At 44.9% G+C, this 20488-nt stretch carries 16 protein-coding genes; 10 read left to right on the top strand and 6 right to left on the bottom strand.

What is annotated here, in order from left to right; genetic code table 11:
- Positions 1-72: 72 nt before the first annotated feature.
- From sufB to DEM91_RS08095, 4 genes are read left to right on the top strand one after another with little or no spacing between them, the layout of a single operon-like run.
- Complete coding sequence (sufB, locus tag DEM91_RS08110; protein WP_036927395.1) at positions 73-1524, top strand: Fe-S cluster assembly protein SufB; 1452 nt, start codon at positions 73-75, stop codon at positions 1522-1524.
- A gap of 47 nt (positions 1525-1571) precedes the next feature.
- Positions 1572-2324 carry a Fe-S cluster assembly ATPase SufC gene (sufC, locus tag DEM91_RS08105; protein WP_249858565.1) on the top strand — a complete coding sequence of 251 codons (753 nt, stop codon included), beginning with the start codon at positions 1572-1574 and terminating at the stop codon, positions 2322-2324.
- Positions 2321-3664, top strand: coding sequence for a Fe-S cluster assembly protein SufD (gene sufD, locus DEM91_RS08100; protein WP_195252448.1), 1344 nt, complete (start codon positions 2321-2323; stop codon positions 3662-3664). Before sufC ends, sufD begins: the two co-directional genes overlap by 4 nt.
- Positions 3665-3698: 34 nt before the next feature.
- Positions 3699-4913 carry an aminotransferase class V-fold PLP-dependent enzyme gene (locus DEM91_RS08095; RefSeq protein WP_249858564.1) on the top strand — a complete coding sequence of 405 codons (1215 nt, stop codon included), beginning with the start codon at positions 3699-3701 and terminating at the stop codon, positions 4911-4913.
- Here the strand turns inward: DEM91_RS08095 and DEM91_RS08090 are convergent, their stop codons facing one another.
- Positions 4914-5189 (bottom strand): ATP-binding protein, encoded by a 276-nt coding sequence (locus tag DEM91_RS08090; RefSeq protein ID WP_249858563.1) that lies wholly within the window; start codon positions 5187-5189, stop codon positions 4914-4916.
- Positions 5190-5328: 139 nt separating this feature from the next.
- On the opposite strand from DEM91_RS08090, the gene DEM91_RS08085 reads away from it, so the two are divergent.
- The 6 genes from DEM91_RS08085 to DEM91_RS08060 all read left to right on the top strand — a co-directional run bounded on the left by DEM91_RS08085 (position 5329) and on the right by DEM91_RS08060 (position 15260).
- Positions 5329-5931 carry a ribonuclease HII gene (locus DEM91_RS08085; protein WP_036927399.1) on the top strand — a complete coding sequence of 201 codons (603 nt, stop codon included), beginning with the start codon at positions 5329-5331 and terminating at the stop codon, positions 5929-5931.
- A 163-nt stretch (positions 5932-6094) separates the two neighbouring features.
- Entirely contained in the window at positions 6095-7006 is a 912-nt protein-coding gene (locus DEM91_RS08080; RefSeq protein ID WP_249858562.1) for a helix-turn-helix transcriptional regulator, read from the top strand.
- Between the two features lie 734 nt (positions 7007-7740).
- On the top strand, positions 7741-10878 hold the full coding sequence (locus tag DEM91_RS08075; protein WP_249858561.1) for a SusC/RagA family TonB-linked outer membrane protein: 3138 nt from the start codon (positions 7741-7743) through the stop codon (positions 10876-10878).
- A 37-nt stretch (positions 10879-10915) separates the two neighbouring features.
- Positions 10916-12439, top strand: coding sequence for a RagB/SusD family nutrient uptake outer membrane protein (locus tag DEM91_RS08070; RefSeq protein ID WP_103003554.1), 1524 nt, complete (start codon positions 10916-10918; stop codon positions 12437-12439).
- Positions 12440-12733: 294 nt separating this feature from the next.
- Complete coding sequence (gene pta, locus DEM91_RS08065) at positions 12734-13750, top strand: phosphate acetyltransferase (RefSeq protein ID WP_195252443.1); 1017 nt, start codon at positions 12734-12736, stop codon at positions 13748-13750.
- A gap of 310 nt (positions 13751-14060) precedes the next feature.
- Positions 14061-15260, top strand: a complete 1200-nt coding sequence (locus tag DEM91_RS08060) for an acetate kinase (RefSeq protein WP_249858560.1) — start codon at positions 14061-14063, stop codon at positions 15258-15260.
- Between the two features lie 140 nt (positions 15261-15400).
- Here the strand turns inward: DEM91_RS08060 and DEM91_RS08055 are convergent, their stop codons facing one another.
- From DEM91_RS08055 to DEM91_RS08035, 5 genes are read right to left on the bottom strand one after another with little or no spacing between them, the layout of a single operon-like run.
- Positions 15401-16057, bottom strand: a complete 657-nt coding sequence (locus DEM91_RS08055; protein ID WP_025072651.1) for a hypothetical protein — start codon at positions 16055-16057, stop codon at positions 15401-15403.
- Positions 16048-17199: a 1-acyl-sn-glycerol-3-phosphate acyltransferase gene (locus DEM91_RS08050; RefSeq protein WP_249858559.1), complete on the bottom strand. Its 1152-nt coding sequence runs from the start codon at positions 17197-17199 to the stop codon at positions 16048-16050. The genes DEM91_RS08055 and DEM91_RS08050 overlap by 10 nt, the downstream gene beginning before the upstream one ends.
- A gap of 7 nt (positions 17200-17206) precedes the next feature.
- A complete protein-coding gene (locus DEM91_RS08045) occupies positions 17207-18208 on the bottom strand; it encodes a D-alanine--D-alanine ligase (RefSeq protein ID WP_008124882.1) in 1002 nt (333 codons plus the stop codon).
- Between the two features lie 18 nt (positions 18209-18226).
- A complete protein-coding gene (locus DEM91_RS08040; RefSeq protein ID WP_249858558.1) occupies positions 18227-19294 on the bottom strand; it encodes an RluA family pseudouridine synthase in 1068 nt (355 codons plus the stop codon).
- The gene (locus DEM91_RS08035; RefSeq protein WP_249858557.1) at positions 19295-20134 is read right to left on the bottom strand and encodes a PASTA domain-containing protein; all 840 of its coding nucleotides are present in this window, start codon (positions 20132-20134) and stop codon (positions 19295-19297) included.
- Positions 20135-20488: the final 354 nt, after the last annotated feature.

The following is a 20488-nucleotide window of genomic DNA, read 5'->3' as shown; positions in this document are numbered from 1 at the left end:
TGGTGTGATCCAATATATACAAAATGATGCAGGGGGATCCATGACACACAGGGATACCCCTGTCTTGACATTATGGAAGAAGTAAATAATCGTAACAACGAGTATGTGAGACAAGTTGCCGAACAAAAATATGAGTTCGGATTTACAACAGATGTACATACTGAAATTATAGAAAAAGGACTCAACGAAGATGTGATTCGGTTGATTTCAAGCAAGAAAGGAGAACCCGATTGGCTGCTCGACTTCCGCTTGAAAGCTTACCGCTATTGGTTGACGATGAAGCAACCCTCGTGGGGGCATGTCACTTTACCAGAGATAGACTATCAAGGAATCTCTTATTATGCAGACCCAATGGCGAAGAAACCGCAGAACAAAGAGATTGATCCGGAATTGGAGAAGACCTTTGATAAGTTGGGAATTCCTTTGGAAGAACGCTTGATACTTAGTGGCACAGCAGTAGATGCCATTATGGATTCGGTGTCGGTGAAAACAACCTTCAAAGAAAAGCTGCGCGAGAAAGGTATCATCTTTTGCTCGATGGGTGAAGCGGTCAAAGAACATCCCGACTTGGTGAAGCAATACATAGGTAGCGTAGTGCCTTATCGAGACAATTTCTTTGCGGCATTGAATAGTGCTGTTTTCAGTGACGGTTCGTTTGTGTATATCCCTAAAGGCGTGCGATGTCCGATGGAACTCAGTTCGTATTTCCGCATCAATGCGCGTAATACGGGACAGTTTGAGCGTACACTCATTGTCGCCGAAGACGATGCTTACGTGAGTTATCTTGAAGGATGCACGGCACCAATGCGTGATGAGAATCAACTCCATGCCGCCATTGTGGAGATTATTGTAATGAATAATGCCGAAGTGAAATACTCCACGGTACAAAATTGGTATCCTGGCGACAAGCATGGGCAAGGCGGTGTACTCAATTTAGTGACGAAAAGAGGTGAATGCCGAGGCGTCAACTCCAAATTGTCTTGGACACAGGTGGAGACGGGAAGTGCTATCACGTGGAAATATCCTTCGTGTATTCTCAGAGGCGATGGGTCGCAGGCGGAGTTCTATTCGGTGGCAGTGACCAATAATTACCAAGAGGCTGACACGGGAACGAAGATGATTCACATGGGTAAAAACACCAAGAGTACGATTATTTCAAAAGGTATCAGTGCTGGTCATAGCCAGAACTCCTACCGTGGACTGGTACGAGCCACCGCCAATGCTGACAATGCTCGCAACTATAGCTCTTGCGACAGTCTACTGTTGGGTAGTCAGTGTGGAGCGCATACCTTCCCATATATGGATATTCACAACGACAGTGCCATTGTAGAACATGAGGCAACGACCAGCAAGATTAGTGAAGACCAACTTTTTTATTGTAACCAGCGTGGCATACCTACCGAACAAGCTGTAGGTCTGATTGTCAACGGTTACGCTAAACAAGTGTTAAACAAACTGCCCATGGAATTTGCAGTAGAAGCACAGAAACTATTATCTGTATCTCTGGAAGGAACAGTGGGATAGGGAGTTTTACACGTATCAGTTATTTATTTTATTCAATCCAATTGAAGATGTTAGAGGTAAAGAATTTACATGCCGAAGTTGACGGCAAAAAGATATTAAACGGTATTGACCTGTGTATAAAGACGGGTGAGACACATGCTATCATGGGACCCAATGGTTCGGGGAAGAGTACGTTAAGTGCAGTGTTAGTAGGAAATCCCTTGTTCAAGGTGACAGAGGGTAGTGTAACTTTCAATGGGAAAGATTTATTAGCAATGGCACCAGAGGATAGGGCGCATGAGGGGTTGTTCCTTTCGTTTCAATATCCTGTGGAGATACCCGGAGTGTCTATGACCAACTTTATGCGAGCAGCTATCAACGAGAAGCGGAAATATCAGGGACTGGAACCCATGAGTGCAGGCGATTTTATCAAACTGATGAAAGAGCGTCGCAAGATCGTGGAGTTAGATAGCAAACTTTCAAACCGTAGCGTGAATGAAGGCTTCAGTGGTGGAGAGAAGAAACGCAACGAGATTTTCCAAATGGCGATGTTGCAGCCTACTTTGTCCATTCTTGACGAAACCGATTCGGGATTGGATGTGGATGCGTTGCGCATTGTTGCCGAGGGAGTGAACAAACTGAAAACGCCAGAAACAAGCACTATTGTCATTACGCATTATGACCGTTTACTCGATTTAATTAAGCCAGAGGTTATCCACATCTTATACAAAGGCCGTATTGTTAAAACAGGTGGACCTGAATTAGCGAAAGAAATCGAGGCTCGTGGCTACGATTGGATCAAGGCGGAGGTGGAAGAATGAAAAGCGAAAAACAATATATCGACTTGTTTACAAATGCGCATGAGATGATTTGCGAACATAGTTCGCCGGTCATGAATCAGGTACGAGAGCAAGCTTTCAACGACTTTAAGCAGCAAGGCTTTCCCTCACGCAAGGTAGAGCGTTACCGATATACGGATATCAACGCGCTGTTTGAACCGAATTATGGTTTGAACTTGAATCGGTTGGAAATACCTGTCGACCCATATGCGGCATTCAAATGTGATGTTCCCAATTTGAGCACATCGCTTTACTTCGTGGTGAACGATGCTTTCTACAGCAAAGCGCTGCCCAAAGTAGGTTTGCCAGAAGGTGTCAAGGTGCTTTCGCTTCGTGAGGCGTCTTTGGAGATGCCTGACTTGGTGGCAAAATATTATGGACAGATTGCCAAGACCCATGAGGATGCGCTCACAGCCTTAAATGCCATGTTGGCTCAAGATGGACTGTTTATTTATGTCTCCAAAGATGTCCAAATGGACAAAGCGGTTCAGGTGATTAACCTTCTCCGCTCGGATGTCGACTTGATGGTGAATCGACGGGTGTTGATCGTGATGGAAGAGGGCGCACAAGCCAAATTCCTTTTCTGTGATCATACGATTGACGACCATCGCTTTTTGGCAACACAGGTCATTGAGGCCTATGTGGGTGAAAATGCTTCCCTCGACTTGTACTGTATGGAAGAAACGCACGAAAGAAACACCAGGATAAGTAATGTTTATGTGGAGCAGCAAGCCAACAGTCGGTTCAATCACAACGTGTTGACCCTACACAATGGCATTACGCGCAATCAGTTGCAGCTTGTCTTCCGTGGCGAGGGAGCCGAATGTGTGTGCAATGGTTGTGTGATTGCCGATAAGCAGCAACATATTGATAACAATACGTTTATCGACCATGCCGTTCCGCATTGCGTGAGTCGTGAACTTTACAAGTATGTGTTGGACGATCAGGCAACAGGAGCTTTTGCAGGACGTGTCTTGGTAGAGAAGGATGCGCAAAAGACAAATTCAGAGATGCGTAATCAGAATCTATGTACCACTAAGCAGGCACGGATGTATTCGCAACCCGAATTGGAGATTTATGCCGATGATGTGAAGTGCGGACACGGGTCAACAGTTGGACAGCTCAACGATGAAGCGATGTTCTATATGCAACAACGTGGCATCAGTCAAAATGAAGCAAAGCTCTTGTTGGAGTTTGCTTTCATCAATGAAGTGGTGGATAACATTCAATTGGCACCTTTGAAAGACCGTCTCCATTATTTAGTAGAAAAACGATTCAGGGGTGAGCTTAATAAATGTGCAGGGTGTAGAAATTGTCAGTAACGCTTTGCTGTATCAATGATTTGTATCTGTAATTATGTATGATATAATTTCCATTCGAAAAGACTTCCCTATCTTATCACGAAAAGTGTATGGGCAGCCATTGGTCTACTTGGATAATGCAGCGACAACGCAGAAGCCGCTTTGTGTCTTGGATGCCATGCGAGACGAATATCTCAACGTCAATGCCAATGTGCATCGAGGTGTACATTGGTTGTCACAACAGGCTACCGAACTACACGAGCAAGCTCGTCAAACTGTACAGCAGTTTATTCACGCTAAGTCGCCTGCCGAAATTGTCTTCACGCGAGGGACTACAGAGGGACTCAACCTCGTCGCTTCTACATTTGCAGAAACTTTTATGCAGGCAGGTGATGAGGTGATTTTGTCAGTCATGGAGCATCATTCCAATATCGTGCCTTGGCAACTGCAAGCCAAGAAGCGTGGCATTGTACTCAAAGTGATTCCTATGACGGATGAGGGAGAACTCATCATGGATGCGTACGAGGAGCTTTTCACAGAGAAAACAAAGTTTGTCAGTATCACCCATGTCAGCAATGTATTGGGAACAATCAACCCTGTTCAGCAAATGATTGCCATCGCGCATGCGCATGGGGTACCTGTTATGGTGGATGGAGCGCAAAGCACACCTCACTTTGCCGTGGATATGCAACTTTTGGATTGCGACTTCTTCGTGTTCAGCGGCCATAAAGCTTACGGACCCACTGGAGTTGGGGTGCTGTATGGTAAGGAAGAATGGCTCGACCGTTTGCCACCCTATCAGGGAGGAGGCGAGATGATTAGTCATGTCTCTTTTGACAAAGTGACGTTCGAACGTCCTCCACTCAAGTTTGAGGCTGGAACGCCCGATTACATCGCTACTCACGGACTGGCAGTGGCACTCGACTATTTGTCTCGTTTAGGCATGGAGAACATTGCGCAACACGAACAAGAACTCACTGCCTATGCCACCCACCAATTGCAGCAAATTGACCAGCTGGGGATTTATGGCACTTCTTCTGCCAAAGATGCCGTCATTAGTTTTCACGTCGGAGACATTCATCCCATGGACCTCGGCACCTTGCTCGACCGTCTTGGCATCGCTGTTCGTACGGGGCATCATTGCGCCCAACCTCTCATGGAGCGATTGAGTATTTTGGGTACGGTGCGTGCTTCGTTTGGTTTGTACACCACCAAAGAAGAAATCGACGTCTTGGTGGCAGGTATCGAGCGTGTGAGCAAAATGTTCTGATTACAAAAACTGTTTGCACTTCAGCACCGCATGGAGCAGCCACAAGCAACAGAGAAGTCGAGTGGCAAATGGCGCCTCTACAGGAAACACGGTCATCACAAATGCCAATTGGGCATTCAGTAACCACCCCGTCTCTTGTAAGCTAAGCTTGCGCTCTGTCACTTGCTCGTAGTATTGGCGAAGCCACGCCAAAGGTGAGAGCAGTTGTCGTGCAATTTTCTTGGCAAACTCGTTCTGGTTCGTTTTCTCTGCTTGAATCATGATATTCTTTTCCATTGTTCTATATATATAAAGGTTGATGTTCTTGATGACTGCAAAAATACGGAGAGATATGGAACTAGTTTTTCCACCATATATCGTTTTAGTTAATTGATGTTGTAGGTTAACATAATTTGACAAATAAACAATGAAGCACGTGTTGAAATCTCATTATTACCCAAATCTTATCGAAGCGGGTTGCGATGAAGCTGGGCGTGGATGCTTAGCAGGAAGTGTCTTTGCCGCTGCCGTTATCTTGCCTTCCGATTACGACAATCATGTGCTGAACGATTCTAAACAGCTCACTCGGAAGAAGCGCAACGAACTGCGTGAAGTCATCATGCAAGCGGCTGTGGCGTGGGCAGTGGGTGAGGTTTCACCCCAAGAAATTGACGAAATCAATATTCTGCGTGCCAGTTTCTTGGCGATGCACCGTGCCTTGGATCAGCTAAAGGTTCGACCGCAAGCCATTATTGTCGACGGCAACAGGTTCACACCCTATCACGACATACCTTATACGACGATTGTCAAAGGCGATGCGAAATATCAAAGCATTGCGGCAGCCAGCATTTTGGCAAAAACATTTCGCGACGACTATATGGATCGGTTGGCAGAAGAATATCCCCAATATCATTGGGAGTCGAACATGGGTTATCCCACCCGTGAGCACCGAGCCGCCATTCAGCAATATGGGGTTACTCCCTATCATCGGCGTTCGTACAATCTTTTGGGTAACACCGAATTGTCATTGGATTTCTGATGCTTGAGTGTTATTTTGATGTGGATAGAAAGAAACCTGCAAGGACATCCTCATTAACTCCTCAACTCACAACCTTAAGTACTCAAAAACATAAAAACCCACCAACTTAAAAACTCAAAAACTCAAAAACTCACCAATTCAAAAACTCACCACCTCTTCTCTCATGCGATTGGATAAATTTGGAAACGAACTCGATTTACTGTTGTTGCTCACCGATAACAATAATTATACAGCGCAGCAGTTGGCGGATCAGCTGCATGTCTCTCGACGCAATTTGTATTATTATTTGGAATATTTCCGTAGGAGCGGTTTTCAAGTAGTGAAGACAGGCGCTTATTATCGTATCGATCCCTCCAGTCGATTTTTCAAACGCTTGCACTCCAATATTGCATTGACCGTAGATGAAGCCCGCTATCTGCGCCGCTTGTTAGAAAACAGTCATCAAAAGGATATGATGACCACCCTGCTCAAGACCAAACTTGATCGCTATTATGGATTGGAAGGGTCGTTCTCTCCCACCGCCCTGAAGCGCATCCACCAACACATCCGGGCGTTGAAAGAGGCAATTGCAAGCAAGAATGTTGTGGTGCTGAAAGGTTATTCTTCTCCGCACAGTCGTACCGTCTCCGACCGCATGGTAGAGCCTTTCTTGCTGATGAACGACGATATGGATGTGCGTTGTTATGAAATCCAGTCGGGAGTCTGCAAAACCTTCAAGTTGTCTCGTGTTCAGCGCATAGATACGATGGATGTGTTTTGGATGAACGAAGACAAGCACCGCGAAGTTTTCACCGATATTTTTATGTTCAGTGGTGACCAGAAACTGCCCATCAAGTTGCGGCTCGGTCAGTTAGCATACAATATATTGATAGAAGAATATCCTATGGCTCAACCTTATGTTGCACCCGATAAGGACGGCAAACACTGGATTTTCAAAGCCGACATGGTGAGTTATTTGGGCATTGGCAGATTTGTGTTAGGACTTTTTCATGACATCGAGATTTTGCACGATGCAAAGTTCAAGCAATACATTGCACAGTGTATCGAGCAAATGCAAGAAAAGATGAAATCATGATTTTTATTGAAATTCATAACGTTGTTATATATAATGAGTTACGAGTTTCATCAAAGTACTCCCGCTGAAGCATGGAGATAAGGTGCTTATTACATTACTATAAGGCTGTTATCTCCATGGAGTAAGGGCGTTATTACATTGTTATAAGAACACCACCTGAAAGCACCATAAAATCGGGCTTGCCGTGCAGGGTCCATCTTGACACCTTATTCTTATCTCCGTGCGTGTGAGCAATGACGCTTGGTGGGTATTAAATTGATGTTTTTATGCCCACTTTTCTTATTTTTTTTATCAACGTGCCTGTTTATTTCTTTCAATTAGGGGCTTGTGCAAGGGCAAAAGAAAAAAATATTCTAAGTAATCATTTTGCTATATTTATTCTATTTTTTATCATCATTTTGTCGTATTCTATTCGTTTTCAATACCTTTATTGATTTTAAGACTCTTGTTTCCTAACACGATTGATTTTGTATTTATTAGTTTTTTGAGAAAAGATTAAACATTTTTTTTGTGTTTTTCTTGCTTATTCTAAAAATTTGATTTATTTTTGCGAATATCAAGTAAAAGTAGTTTGCAAGTTATCGTTTACAACTTTTGAAGATATGTTGAAATAAATCTGAAAGACAAAGCAAGCTTGATGAAACAAAGAGACCATTGTGTTGACGGCTATTTTGCTTAAAAAGTAACGAATTATTTTTAACATTATACAATTTAATTAACTAAAAAGAGAACTTATGGAAAAAAGACTAACATTGTTTCTCGCTTGCCTCTTCCTAAGCATAGGTATGGCAATGGCACAAATACAGATTAACGGTACTGTGATTTCTGCAGATGATGGTCAGCCTGTTGTTGGCGCCTCCGTCATAGTTCAAGGAACCAAAAATGGTACCGCTACTAACATTGAGGGTAAGTTTACCTTGAGTGTACCCACTGGTGCAAAACTCATGGTTTCTTACATTGGAATGGTGACCAAAACAGTTGTTGCTACCAACAACATGACCATTAGATTGGTAAGCGACGACAGTAAGCTCGATGAAGTAATCGTTGTAGCTTATGGTACAGTAAAGAAATCTACCTATACAGGTTCTGCAACGAATGTAGACTCTAAGAAATTGGAGAAAGTGCAGGCTGCCGATGCTTCTAAGGCTTTGGAGGGTATGGTTGCTGGTTTGTCAGTTACATCTCCCTCAGGACGTGCAGGATCGTCAACAACGATGCGTATTCGCGGTATCGGTTCGTTGAACGCTTCCAGTTCACCATTGATTATTCTCGATGGTGCTCCTTACAGTGGCGAGATTAACGCTATTAACACCAAGGATATCGAGAGCATCAACGTACTGAAAGATGCTGCTTCTGCTGCTTTGTATGGTGCACGTGGTGCCAATGGTGTCATCATGATTACCACCAAGAGCGGTAACAAGGGAAAAGTTCAGGTGTCTTTCGATGCCCGCATTGGTACCAATCAGCGTGCTGTTCCCGAATATGATATCATTACCGACCCCGGTATGTATTATAAACTTACTTGGGAGGGACTCAAAAACTCGGTTACTTTCATTGATGAACCTGAGAAAAACCCTGGACAATGGGCTTCGGCTAATTTGATAGATGAGTTGGGATATAATGTGTATAGTACACCCAATGACAAAGTAGTTGACGAAAAAGGTAATCTGACCACAGCACCTATTCGCTACGAAGATGCTGCCAACTTCAACGATTGGATAGGTACATTGTATGAACCCAAGACACGTGAAGAATATAACCTGAGTATCACCAAGGGTTCGGCTAAGTCGAAGGTGTATTTCTCTGTAGGTTACTTGAACGATCGTGGCTTCAGTATGAAGACCAAATTTGAGCGCTTGACGACTCGTATGTCATACGATTCGGATATTACCGACTGGTTACGCATCGGTGCTTCTTCGCAATTTGCCAGGACTACTGCACAAAATCCTGCGCAATATGAGGAAGGCAACTATAGTAACTTGTTTATGTGGAGCCGTATGATTGCGCCTATCTATCCTATTTTCAAGCATGATAAAGATGGTAAGATTTTGCGTGACGCTCATGGAGAGATGGTTTACGACGATTCTCAGTCTCGAATGTATGCTGGAGGTATGAACCTGATTCGGCAAACCGAACTCAATATTACGAAAAATATCAACTACTACCTCACGCAAAACGCGCGTGTAGATGTGAAACTGCCTTACAACTTTAAGTTTAGCTCTACGGCTACATTTAATGGCAACTGGTGGCGTTGGACCAACATGATGAACCCACTCGTTGGTGATGGACAGGCTTATGGTGGTATTCTTGATAAAGAAGTGAACCAAACAGTGTCACTGAACTGGAACCAAATATTGAAATGGGACAAGACCTTCAATGATTTTGGTGTACATGTGATGCTGGGACATGAAAACTATAATGAGAAATCCAACTTCTTAAAAGGCGAGAAGAAAGGGTTGCTCGATCCTACATTGCCAGAATTCCGTTCGGGTGCCAACATTTCCGACTTAGACTCTTATGGTCGCGAATATAAGGTAGAAGGCTACTTCGGACAGGTAACAACCGACTACATGGATAAATATTACGCTTCTGCTTCTTTGCGCCGTGATGGTTCTTCCGTATTCCATCCCGATCATCGCTGGGGTACATTCTGGAGCTTGGGCGCATCGTGGCGCATCAATCAGGAAAACTTCTTGAAAGACGTTGATGCTATCCAAAACCTGAAGCTGCGTGTTAGCTACGGTGTACAGGGTAATGACTATCTGTACTTGCCAAATACGGATCCTCCTTTGCGTGCTTATACGCCGTATACCAACCTTTATCGTATTGCCTCTACGGGTACCGAAAGTGTTTACGGACCTGCTTATAAAGGTAATGAAAACATTACTTGGGAAAAGAATAACAACTTTGACGTTGGTTTGGAATTCTCGTTCTGGAAGGGTTTGATTGCTGGTGAACTCGACTTCTTTAGCCGTCGTACATCCGATATGCTCTTCAACCTTCCTATCTCTTCAACGACAGGATTCGATTCTGAACCAGTGAACTTCGGTAAAATGGTAAATACAGGTTTTGAATTCAACCTTTCATCTAACGTGTACAACGATCGAAATGTCAATGTCAATGTAGGTGTGAATGGAACTACTTACACGAACAAGATTACCGAATTGCCCGAACAGTTCAGAAAAGACGGTATCTCCAAAGGTAACCGTATCTTGAAGGAGCAAGGTGGTATCTTCGACTACTACATGGTTAAATCGGCAGGTGTCAATCCAGAGAATGGTGATCAAATGTACTGGCGCTGGAATGAGAAAGAAAATCAATTTGAGAAAGTAGCCAGCAAAGACTACCGTAGTTCGTTAAAGGACAGACAGTTTGTGGGCTCGGCGTTGCCAAAAATAGCAGGAGGTTTCTATGCGAACGCAGCAGCCTACGGGTTCGACTTCTCGGTTCAATTCTCTTATAGAGTGGGCGGAAAGGTTTACGATGGCAGTTATCGTCAATTAATGTCGTCAGGTACACCAGGTACAAACTGGCACAAGGATATCCTGAACCACTGGACACCCGAGAACACCAACACCGACGTTCCACGTTTGCATAACCAAAATCAAAGTCTCACTCAGGGTTCTGACCGTTTCCTTATTGATGGCTCTTATCTCAGCTTGAATAACCTTACTTTGGGCTACTCATTGCCAAAGAGTGTGTTGAATAAGGCTAAAATCCAGGGACTTCGTCTTTACTTCGCAGCCGACAACTTGGGACTGTGGTCAAAGAGAAAGGGCCTTGACCCGAGAATCGTGCTCAGCGGCAATCAGCAATATAGTGTAAACAGCGCCGTTCGCGCACTCTCGTTTGGTATCAACCTGAATTTATAAGAAACAGCTTTATAAACGACTATAAAACATAAGAAATATGAAGAATTATATAAAAGTTGCAGCTGCACTCGCTTTCACGTTCGGTATCGTAGGGTGCAATCTCGATCCCGAGGTTTCTGAATATGAAACTCAGCAGCGACACGATGAATTGATTGCTAATCCCGAGACACAGACAGGAGTTGCAAAGGCTGCCATTGCGAAGATCTATACGATTTTCCAAGATTTTTATGACTCCCACGATGATTTCGGTTTGAAAGCATTCCAGATAGCTACTGACATGATGTGTGAGGATGTGGCTTATCAAAATTGGAACTGGTTCCAGTTTGATTATCAAATCGATAACCGTATGGAGAATTACCGCCGTACCCGTTCTACATGGGGACAGTTCTATGAAATCATTGCAAAGGTGAATCTGCACTTGGAGACTTACTTTGCACAAGAATCAACCGACCCTGGAGTGTTGGCTGCAAAAGGAGAGGCTTTGGCACTTCGTGGCATTGCTTATTTCCACTTGATTAACTTCTATCAGCATACGTACAAAGGACACGAAACTGCTTTGGGCGTGCCTTTGGCTTTGAAATCGACTGACCAGAACCTGTCTCGTGCTACCGTACAAGAGGTGTACAAACAGATTATTGAGGATTTGACCTTTGCTGTTAAGAACTGTAAGAACACAGGTGTTCGCACAGATGCCGATCGTGCCGTGGCTGCTGCTTATTTGGCTAAGGCTTATGCACAAATGGAAGATTGGGCTAATGTGGAAAAATATGCAAAGATTGCTGCCGAAGGTGGATCTGATAAGGTGTCCGAACCTGCTCGTGGATGGGATATTGGTCAGGCTGATATCTTGTGGGGATATGACATCAACTCACAAAACTCTACACTGTGGGCATCTTACTGGAGCCATATCGACCACTTCTTGGCTCGTGGATATGCTGCAGGTGGAAAGACAAAACTGATTTACAACTATCTGTACAATCAAATTCCGAAGACCGACTCACGTAGAAAACTTTGGATTAATAAGGAAGAATATCCTGATGTAGCATCTTCAATGCTTGCTCAAACCCACAATCCAGAAATGAAATCACTGGATAAACTCGATGATTTTGAACAGGTGAAGTTTATCGCTGGTGATGCTGGTATGGAACAAGATTATTGTTTTATTCGCGTTCAAGACCCTATCTTGCTCGAAATAGAAGCATTGGTTGAACAAAACAAATTAAGCGAAGCACAGGCAGAGCTTAACGCTTTTGCTAAAAAACGCAACCCTGCTTTCGAGGCTCCTGCTACACAAGACGCACTTCGCAAGGAAGTTCGTTTCCAACGTCGTATAGAACTTTGGGGCGAAGGTACCAACTGGTTTGATATGAAGCGCTGGAAGGAAACCATTGACCGCACCAAGGGCTATAAAGCGATAGATAAAGATGGCAAGGAGGTTGTAGTTCCTTCTAACCACAAGGCTTCTGCACAAAAGAAGATGGCAACAGACGCCAAGGAATTCTTGCATCAGCTTCCTGTAAAGGAAATCAATGCTAATCCTAACTTGAAACAGAATCCTTAATAGGGTAACGTCCTTCTATAGCGCTGTTGCTATAAAGAGATGGACGCCCTCATCAAGTAGATTCAAAATATAAACTGAGGACTGTATTCTTTCGTGGAATACAGTCCTTTTTGCGATGTTTGGTATTTTTATGGGCGTTTCATTCCGCATGTCGATAATATTTGTTATTTTTGCAACTGCAATCTTGATGGATGCCAATGGGTTCCCACTTCTTTTAACATCGGTGTCCAGCAGAGGTTGAAGGCATGTGGATGCCGCTATTATGACACAAATCAAAATATAAATAACAACATCATGGATTTATTACAGCAAATTGTTGAGCGAGCAAAAGCCGACAAACAACGTATTGTGCTCCCCGAAGCATTGGAGGAGCGAACGCTACGTGCCGCTGACCGTGTATTGGCCGACGACATTGCAGACATTATCTTGATTGGTAACCCAACGGAGATTCACAAAATGGCAGAAGCGCGAGCGCTGAAGAATATTGACAAGGCTACTATCATTGACCCTGAAAACAATCCCAAGAGTGAAGAATATGCCTCGCTGTTAGCCGAACTTAGAAAGAAAAAGGGTATGACCATTGAGCAAGCACGCGAGTTGGTGAAGAATCCTTTATACTTAGGTTGCATGATTATCAAGACCGAAGGTGCCGATGGACAGATTAGCGGAGCCTTGAGTACTACGGGAGACACTTTGCGCCCAGCATTGCAAATCATCAAGTGTGCGCCCGGTGTCACTTGCGTGAGTGGTGCCATGCTGTTGATTACGCAGGCAAAGGAGTATGGCGAAAATGGTGTAGTGGTTATGGGTGACGTGGCTGTTACGCCTGTTCCCGATGTGGATCAGTTGGCTCAAATTGCCGTGACTACCGCTGAAACGGCAAAGAGTGTGGCAGGTTTCAAGGAACCACGCGTAGCGATGTTGAGCTTCTCTACCAAGGGTAGTGCCTCTCATGAAGTGGTGTCCAAGGTTGCTGAAGCTACAAAATTAGCAAAGCAGCGTGCCCCACAACTCAAAATCGATGGCGAGTTACAAGCCGATGCCGCTTTGGTGATGTCGGTAGGACAAAAGAAAGCGCCGGGAAGTGCTATCGCTGGCAATGCCAACGTATTGGTGGTTCCCAATTTGGAAGTAGGAAACATTGGCTACAAGCTGGTACAACGCTTGGGCAATGCCATTGCCATAGGACCTATCTTGCAGGGAATTGCGCGCCCAGTGAACGACCTTAGCCGCGGTTGCTCGGTAGACGACATCTATTATATGGTTGCCATCACCGCTTGCCAGGCACAAGATGCCAAGAAAGCGGAGTAGAGGTGATTTAGTTTATAAGTTGACGAGTTGACAAGTTGACGAGTGAACGAGTAAATAGATTTCTTAGTTGACGAGTTGACAAGTAACAAGTTTACGAGTTAGTAGACTTTTTGCTTGAGAACTATCAACTGGTAAACTTGTAAACTCGTTAACTTGTAAACTTAGTAAAAGAACTATCAACTGGTAAACTTGTCAACTCGTGAACTTGTAAACTTAGTAAAAAACCATCAACTCGTTAACTCGTCAACTTGTAAACTCGTGAACTAAAAAACTTATCAACTAACAAACTAACAAACTCATAAACTCACTAATGAACATCTTAGTATTAAACTGCGGAAGCAGCTCTATCAAGTATAAACTCTACAACATGACCGATGAGTCAGTGTTGGCTCAAGGAGGTGTAGAACGTATTGGTCTCGATGAGGCCTTTGTGAAAGTAACATTGCCCAATGGCGAGAAGAAGAAAATCATGCACGACATGCCTGACCACAAAGAGGGCGTGAACTTCGTGTTCTCTCTGCTCACCGACCCCGAGATTGGGGCTATCAAGTCATTAGAAGAGATTGACGCTGTAGGGCATCGTATCGTGCAAGGCGGCGACCTATTCGAGGATAGCGTGATTGTAGATAAGCACGTAGAAGACGGAATTGAGAGCCTGTGCGATTTGGCTCCCGTGCACAATGCTGGTCATCTGCGTGGCTTGCGTGCTGTGGATGCACTCATGCCTACCACACCACAAGTGTGTGTGTTCGACAATGCGTTCCATAGCACCATGCCCGATTATGCTTACCTCTATGCCATTCCCTACGAACTGTACAAAAAATACCACGTGCGTCGCTACGGATTCCATGGCACCAGTCACAAATATGTGTCACAGCGCGTGTGCGAATTCTTAGGCAAGGACATCAAGGATATGCGCATCATCACCTGCCACATCGGCAATGGTGCCAGTGTAACAGCCATCAAAGGCGGTAAGTGCATCGATACCTCTATGGGATTGACCCCATTGGCTGGTGTGATGATGGGTTCGCGTTCGGGCGACATCGACCCTTCAGCTGTTACCTATCTCATGGAGAAGTTAGGCAAGAAGCCTCAAGAAATGGCAGACTTCCTAAATAAGGAGAGTGGTGTGCTCGGTATTACTGGCATCTCATCGGACATGCGTGAGATAGAATCGGCTGCCGATGAAGGCAACGAACAAGCTCAGTTGGCACTGAAGATGTACAATTACCGCATCAAGAAATACATCGGCGCATACGCTGCTGTCATGGGAGGTGTTGATATCATCGTGTGGACAGCTGGCGTAGGCGAGAATCAGATAGGTACTCGTCTCGAGGCTTGTAGTGGATTAGAGTTCTTGGGTGTGAAGATGGATGCCGAAGCCAACAAGGTTCGAGGCAAGGAAGCCATCATCTCTGCCCCCGATTCCAAGGTAACGGTTTGTGTGATTCCTACCGATGAGGAGATTGTCATCGCACGCGACACCATGCGATTGGTGAACGGAAAATAATTCTCTCGATATAATAATGAGCAAAGGGGATATGCCAAACGGTGTATCCCCTTTTTACTGCTGTGCCTAAAGGTGGGTTGAACGTCGCTTTATAAACGCAAATTTCAAAGTTTCTTATCGCTTCAAAGCTCTTTCTGCTCTTATTTCAAAGCAAAGCTTTTCTTCACCCAACCGCGATAGGTGTTTACAGAAAAACTGAGGGTATCTCCTTTTTTATAAACGTCTGTGGGGATGCTGATATAAAATGTGCGTGCGTAATAGCTGGGAACGTTGTTTTGATGGTGGAATAAGCGCAAGTCATGGGTCTCCTTGCCATTGGCATGATGCGTGTTCTTTTGGGTGACAATTCCAATTTTCTGCTGCAACATCGTGTCTTCTGGAGTGCCTGTCATCACGCCAATTCTTATATTCAAGTACTGTTGCGATTTACTCATCCAGCAACCTTCTAATTGCACAGGGTCGGAAGGAATTCTCTTCGGTGCCTTTTGAGGGCGCAACACCCACACATGGAGGGCTGTCATTCCTACTGTCGATTCTTCGTCTTGGGTGTAATATAGCATCGCGCGATACACGCTGTCTGGTACATGAGCCCACGAACAAGTGAACGGTACCGTGAAAGATAACTTCTTTCCCTCATCCGTCCATGCATAGTCGACCTTATTCTTTGCCGAGGTATGGATTTCTGTCATCTCGGCACGTAGATACGAGTAGCGCCCATCTCCCTTGTCATAGGAATTGATGGTGCAGGCTGTGAACAACCCGAGTAGAGCGAAGAGTACCCAATGTTTTATTTGCATGCTGCCCAATAGTTTCTTAAAGGGTTGGCATACATGGTCAATATCCGCTCACGCAAAAAGGCGATGTCAGGCTGTGGCAAGGTAATCTTCTCCAGCTGCTCAGCGAGATAACGTTCAAAGTTGACCTTATCTGCGGGCTGATAATGGGCAGTCTGTTCGTCCTTTCCTGTCAAAAGGTCATGCGCAATGTAGTTGTTCGGGAACAGTCGATAGTGGCGATGTATCTCTCGGTCGATGTGACGCACAATGGTGGCATACAATTCGTTCTTGGGCATCTCCGAATCTAAGGTTTGCAAATACTCGTCAATGCAAGAGGAGCAGTGATAATGAACGTGCCCTTTATAGCCCATAATACCTGTCTGCATGCTGATGATATCATCTTGTGGTCCTTTCTTCCAATCAGGATTGTCGCGTTTCAGTTGAAATTCGGCAGCCTTCAAATAGTCGCATGGGTCATATTCATACGAGATGGTCATGGGAACGATATGCAGCTGCGTGAGTCGCTCCACGATACTTCCTTCGCCACCCATAGACATCATCTTTAGAATACTTTCAGAGGTTCTGTCATCCGAGTCTTTCGCACGCCCTTCCCGTTGTGCAATCCAAATATTTTCTTTCTTTTCCTGAATGGCAAAGTGCATGTACTTAGACAGTGTTTTGCTGGAGGTCAGCATTTCACGAAAAGAGGCACTGCGCTTGACGATAAAAGATTTGTTCACCCGCACCAAGTCTTTCACCCAAGGAAGTGATAGCAGATTGTCGCCAATGGCAATCTCACAGGTGGTCTTAAACCCCGCATCGATGAGCAACTTAGACAGAATGGCAGAGTCGAGTACAATGTCTCTGTGGTTGCTCATGAACGTGTAGTTGTGTTCAGGGCTGATGGCACTGTGGTTCATATCCCAGCTCTTTGCAGCTCGGTTGAGCACAAACGTTACAAATTCGTTCCCGAAAACTTTCTGAAAGGCTAAGTTTGTTGTGCAAGCCCGCATGCGCGCACCTATCTTCTCCAATGGGACATCGGGATAAAAATAGGAAAGTACACGCTGAAATTGCTGATTGTCGAGTAGCCGGTTGTAAACTTCTGGAAGCTCCTCTGGCTCAAAAGGCCGAATGTCATCAAATTCTTTTGGGGTATGCATGGTAAGTCTAAAATTGGTTTTCTACGATTTCGGTCAACACTTCTGTGATGTCCAGTCCTGCAGCCCGTACCTGTTGAGGGATGAAACTGGTGGCAGTCATGCCCGGAGTGGTGTTGACTTCGAGCATATTCACTACGTCGTTCCCTTGCTCGTCTTTTGTGATAATGTAGTCAATGCGGATAATGCCGTTGCAGTGTAGAATGTCATAAATCTTACTGGTCTCTTCGGCAACCTTCTTGGCTGTATCGTCGGCGATGCGTGCTGGTGTGATTTCCTGCACCTGACCGTTGTATTTGGCATCGTAATCAAAGAACTCATTGCTCGTTACGACTTCTGTTGCAGGAAAGACAACAGCCTTCTCGCTCGTCTTATAACAGCCAATTGACAGCTCCACTCCCTTCATATAGCTCTCAATCATGGCAGCCTCGTTCTGCATAAAAGCAACCCGCAATGCAGGTGCTAACTGGTCTGAGTTCTTTACTTTTGTAACTCCGAAGCTGGACCCATCGGCAACGGGTTTGACAAAGCATGGCATGCCCAACTGTGCCTCTATTTCTTGTTCAGAGAGCTTCGATTCCTCACCACGCCTTAACAAGATGCTTTTTGCCACCTTGACGCCAAACGAAGCCAGATAACGGTTCAGAACAAATTTGTTGAAAGTCAGGGCTTCCACCAAGACTCCACTGGTGGAGTAGGGAATGTCCACCAATTCAAAGTAGCCCTGTATGATACCATTCTCGCCTGGTGTGCCATGAATGGTGATGTAAGCATAGTCGAAGATGATCGACTTGCCGTTGTGTACAAAGGAAAAGTCGTTTCTATCCACTTTGACAGTGCTGCCATCCTCCAAGCACACATTCCAGTCCAGTCCTCGTATCGTGACAATAAACACATGGTAACGTTCTTTGTCAAAGAACGAATAGAGCCCTTGCGCAGAGCGTAAAGACACGTCGTATTCTGATGAGTCGCCACCACAAACGATGGCAATGTTTCTTTTCAAATTTTTCATATAAGAACAATATCTTGTTTAATAATCAAAAGTGTCTATGGTTGTGCCATGTATGTACACGCGCCATTTTTGTAAGAGTTGCTGCATGTCCTCTGGTAAATCGGACGTGAAGTTCATTTCTCGATTGGTCTTTGGATGTACGAAGCCCAAGGTCTTGGCATGTAAGGCTTGGCGATGACAGAGGTTGAGGCAGTTTTGTATAAATGCTTTATACGTTGAGCTACGCTGTCCACGAAGAATCTCCATTCCGCCATATCGCTCGTCGCCAAATAGAGGGTGCCCAATGTGTTTCATGTGGGCACGGATTTGATGTGTTCGCCCCGTCTCGAGAATGCACTCTATCAGTGTGACATAGCCAAATCGCTCTAATACTCGGTAATGAGTGATTGCCGTTTTGCCCACAGCACTGTCTGGAGGAAACACACTCATACGCAATCGGTCTTTGGGATCGCGTGCAATGTTCCCCTCGATGCGTCCCTCCTCTTCATTGAAATTGCCCCACACCAAAGCGTGGTAGCTGCGGTGGGTGGTCTTGTTGAAGAACTGTAGTCCCAACTTTGTCTTGGCATCTGGCGTTTTGGCAATGACTAACAGCCCACTGGTGTCTTTGTCAATGCGATGAACCAGTCCCACAGCGGGGTCGTTCGCATCAAAGGTTGGTAAGTCTTTGAGGTGCCATGCCACAGCGTTAATGAGCGTGCCATGAAAGTTTCCTGCCCCGGGATGCACCACCATGCCAGCTGGTTTGTTCACTACCATGACTTCGGTGTCTTCGTACACAATGTTGAGAGGAATCTCTTCCGCCTCAATGGTGCTGTCGTGTTGAGGCGCATCCAGCATGAGCGTAATCACATCTAACGGGCGAACCTTGTAATTGCTCTTTACGGGCTGGTCGTTTACGTGTACAAATCCTGCATCCGCAGCTTTCTGTATGCGGTTACGACTGGAATGTTTCAGACGCTCAAACATATATTTGTCAATACGCAATGGCTCCTGATTCTTGTCTACCACAACACGAAAATGCTCATATAGCTGCTGGTCATCCTCGTCTTCTATCAGCGATATGTCGTTAGTCTCTTCTAACATTTAATCTTTTTTGGGCGTGTGTACGGGTGTCTTCTGTGGAGAAGGCTTCACCTTCCTTGGTGTTGCTGGCTCCGCAGGTTGGGGGTTCTTGGGGTAGCTCTTCTTGGGCGCTGGCGTTTCTTTCTGTGCATCCGGAGTCGTCTCCCCTTTGGTTGGCGTTTGGTTGGGCTTTGCTGATTCTTCCACAGGTCCACTCACTTCTACAAATTGGTCAACATCATCATCTGATGCGTTATCGTATTCAGGATAAACGGGGTCGATGTAATTCACCGAATCGGCTTCATCTCTCATGCCATTTCCTGCTTGGATAATCAACGAGTCTTCAATCGAAATCCTGTCACCAGCAGCTACGTGCTTTCCTCGCACCAAGATGCCATATACCCAATCCTTCTCTCCAGGGATAAACTGTGGCATTCCCACCTTGAATCCCATTGCAGAGAGTTTTGCCATTGCCTCTCGCAGGGAGCTGTTGTCAATGACATCGGGCAAGGTGATAGTGGGTGATTTGGAGGCATTGATAGTGAGATAGATAATACGACCTGCTTTCACCTTTTCACCAGCAGCAGGGCTTTGCTCTAAGACACAATCGGGAGGTAGTGTTTTCACGTATCCTGTGTCGCTGACAACCGCTTTGAGTCCCATTTGTTTTAAGATGCTTTCGGCTTCAGTGAACGATTTTTTCTTCACATTCGGAATCATGATAGCTTCACCATGGTGGGTGTACCAGTTCAGCCCATAGCGTACGCCGATGCCCATAACGAACACCACCAATAGCATGGCGAGGAGATTTCCCCACAGATAAAAACTTTTCAATTTACCCAAGAATTCCGACGATTTCATTCGCTTTGTCTTAAAACCTGTTGACTATACTGTCTCCATAGAGACCGCAGCCCACGCCTGTTTGCTTATTTTTTATAATAGGTGCAGGTTATTAGTTGCAAAGATAATGTAAACCAAAGATAGTACAAAATAAAACCTTTGGTTTTTTCTGTGTGTTGTTTTATGCCCTTTCGAGCAGGATAAATAGGAAAGGCAGTTATCACAATGTTATAACGCCCTTACTCCATGGAGATAACAGCCTTAAAACAATGTAATAAGCACCTTATCTCCATGCTTCTGTACTTTCCTAAAATCACTTGACAGTCTTTATTCACTTTTCCTAATTTACTTGTCAAATTTTTTCATTCATTCTAA

This window comes from Prevotella sp. TCVGH, from assembly GCF_023522295.1.
Taxonomy (GTDB): domain Bacteria; phylum Bacteroidota; class Bacteroidia; order Bacteroidales; family Bacteroidaceae; genus Prevotella; species Prevotella timonensis.
This window is presented reverse-complemented; position numbering and strand designations above follow the sequence as displayed.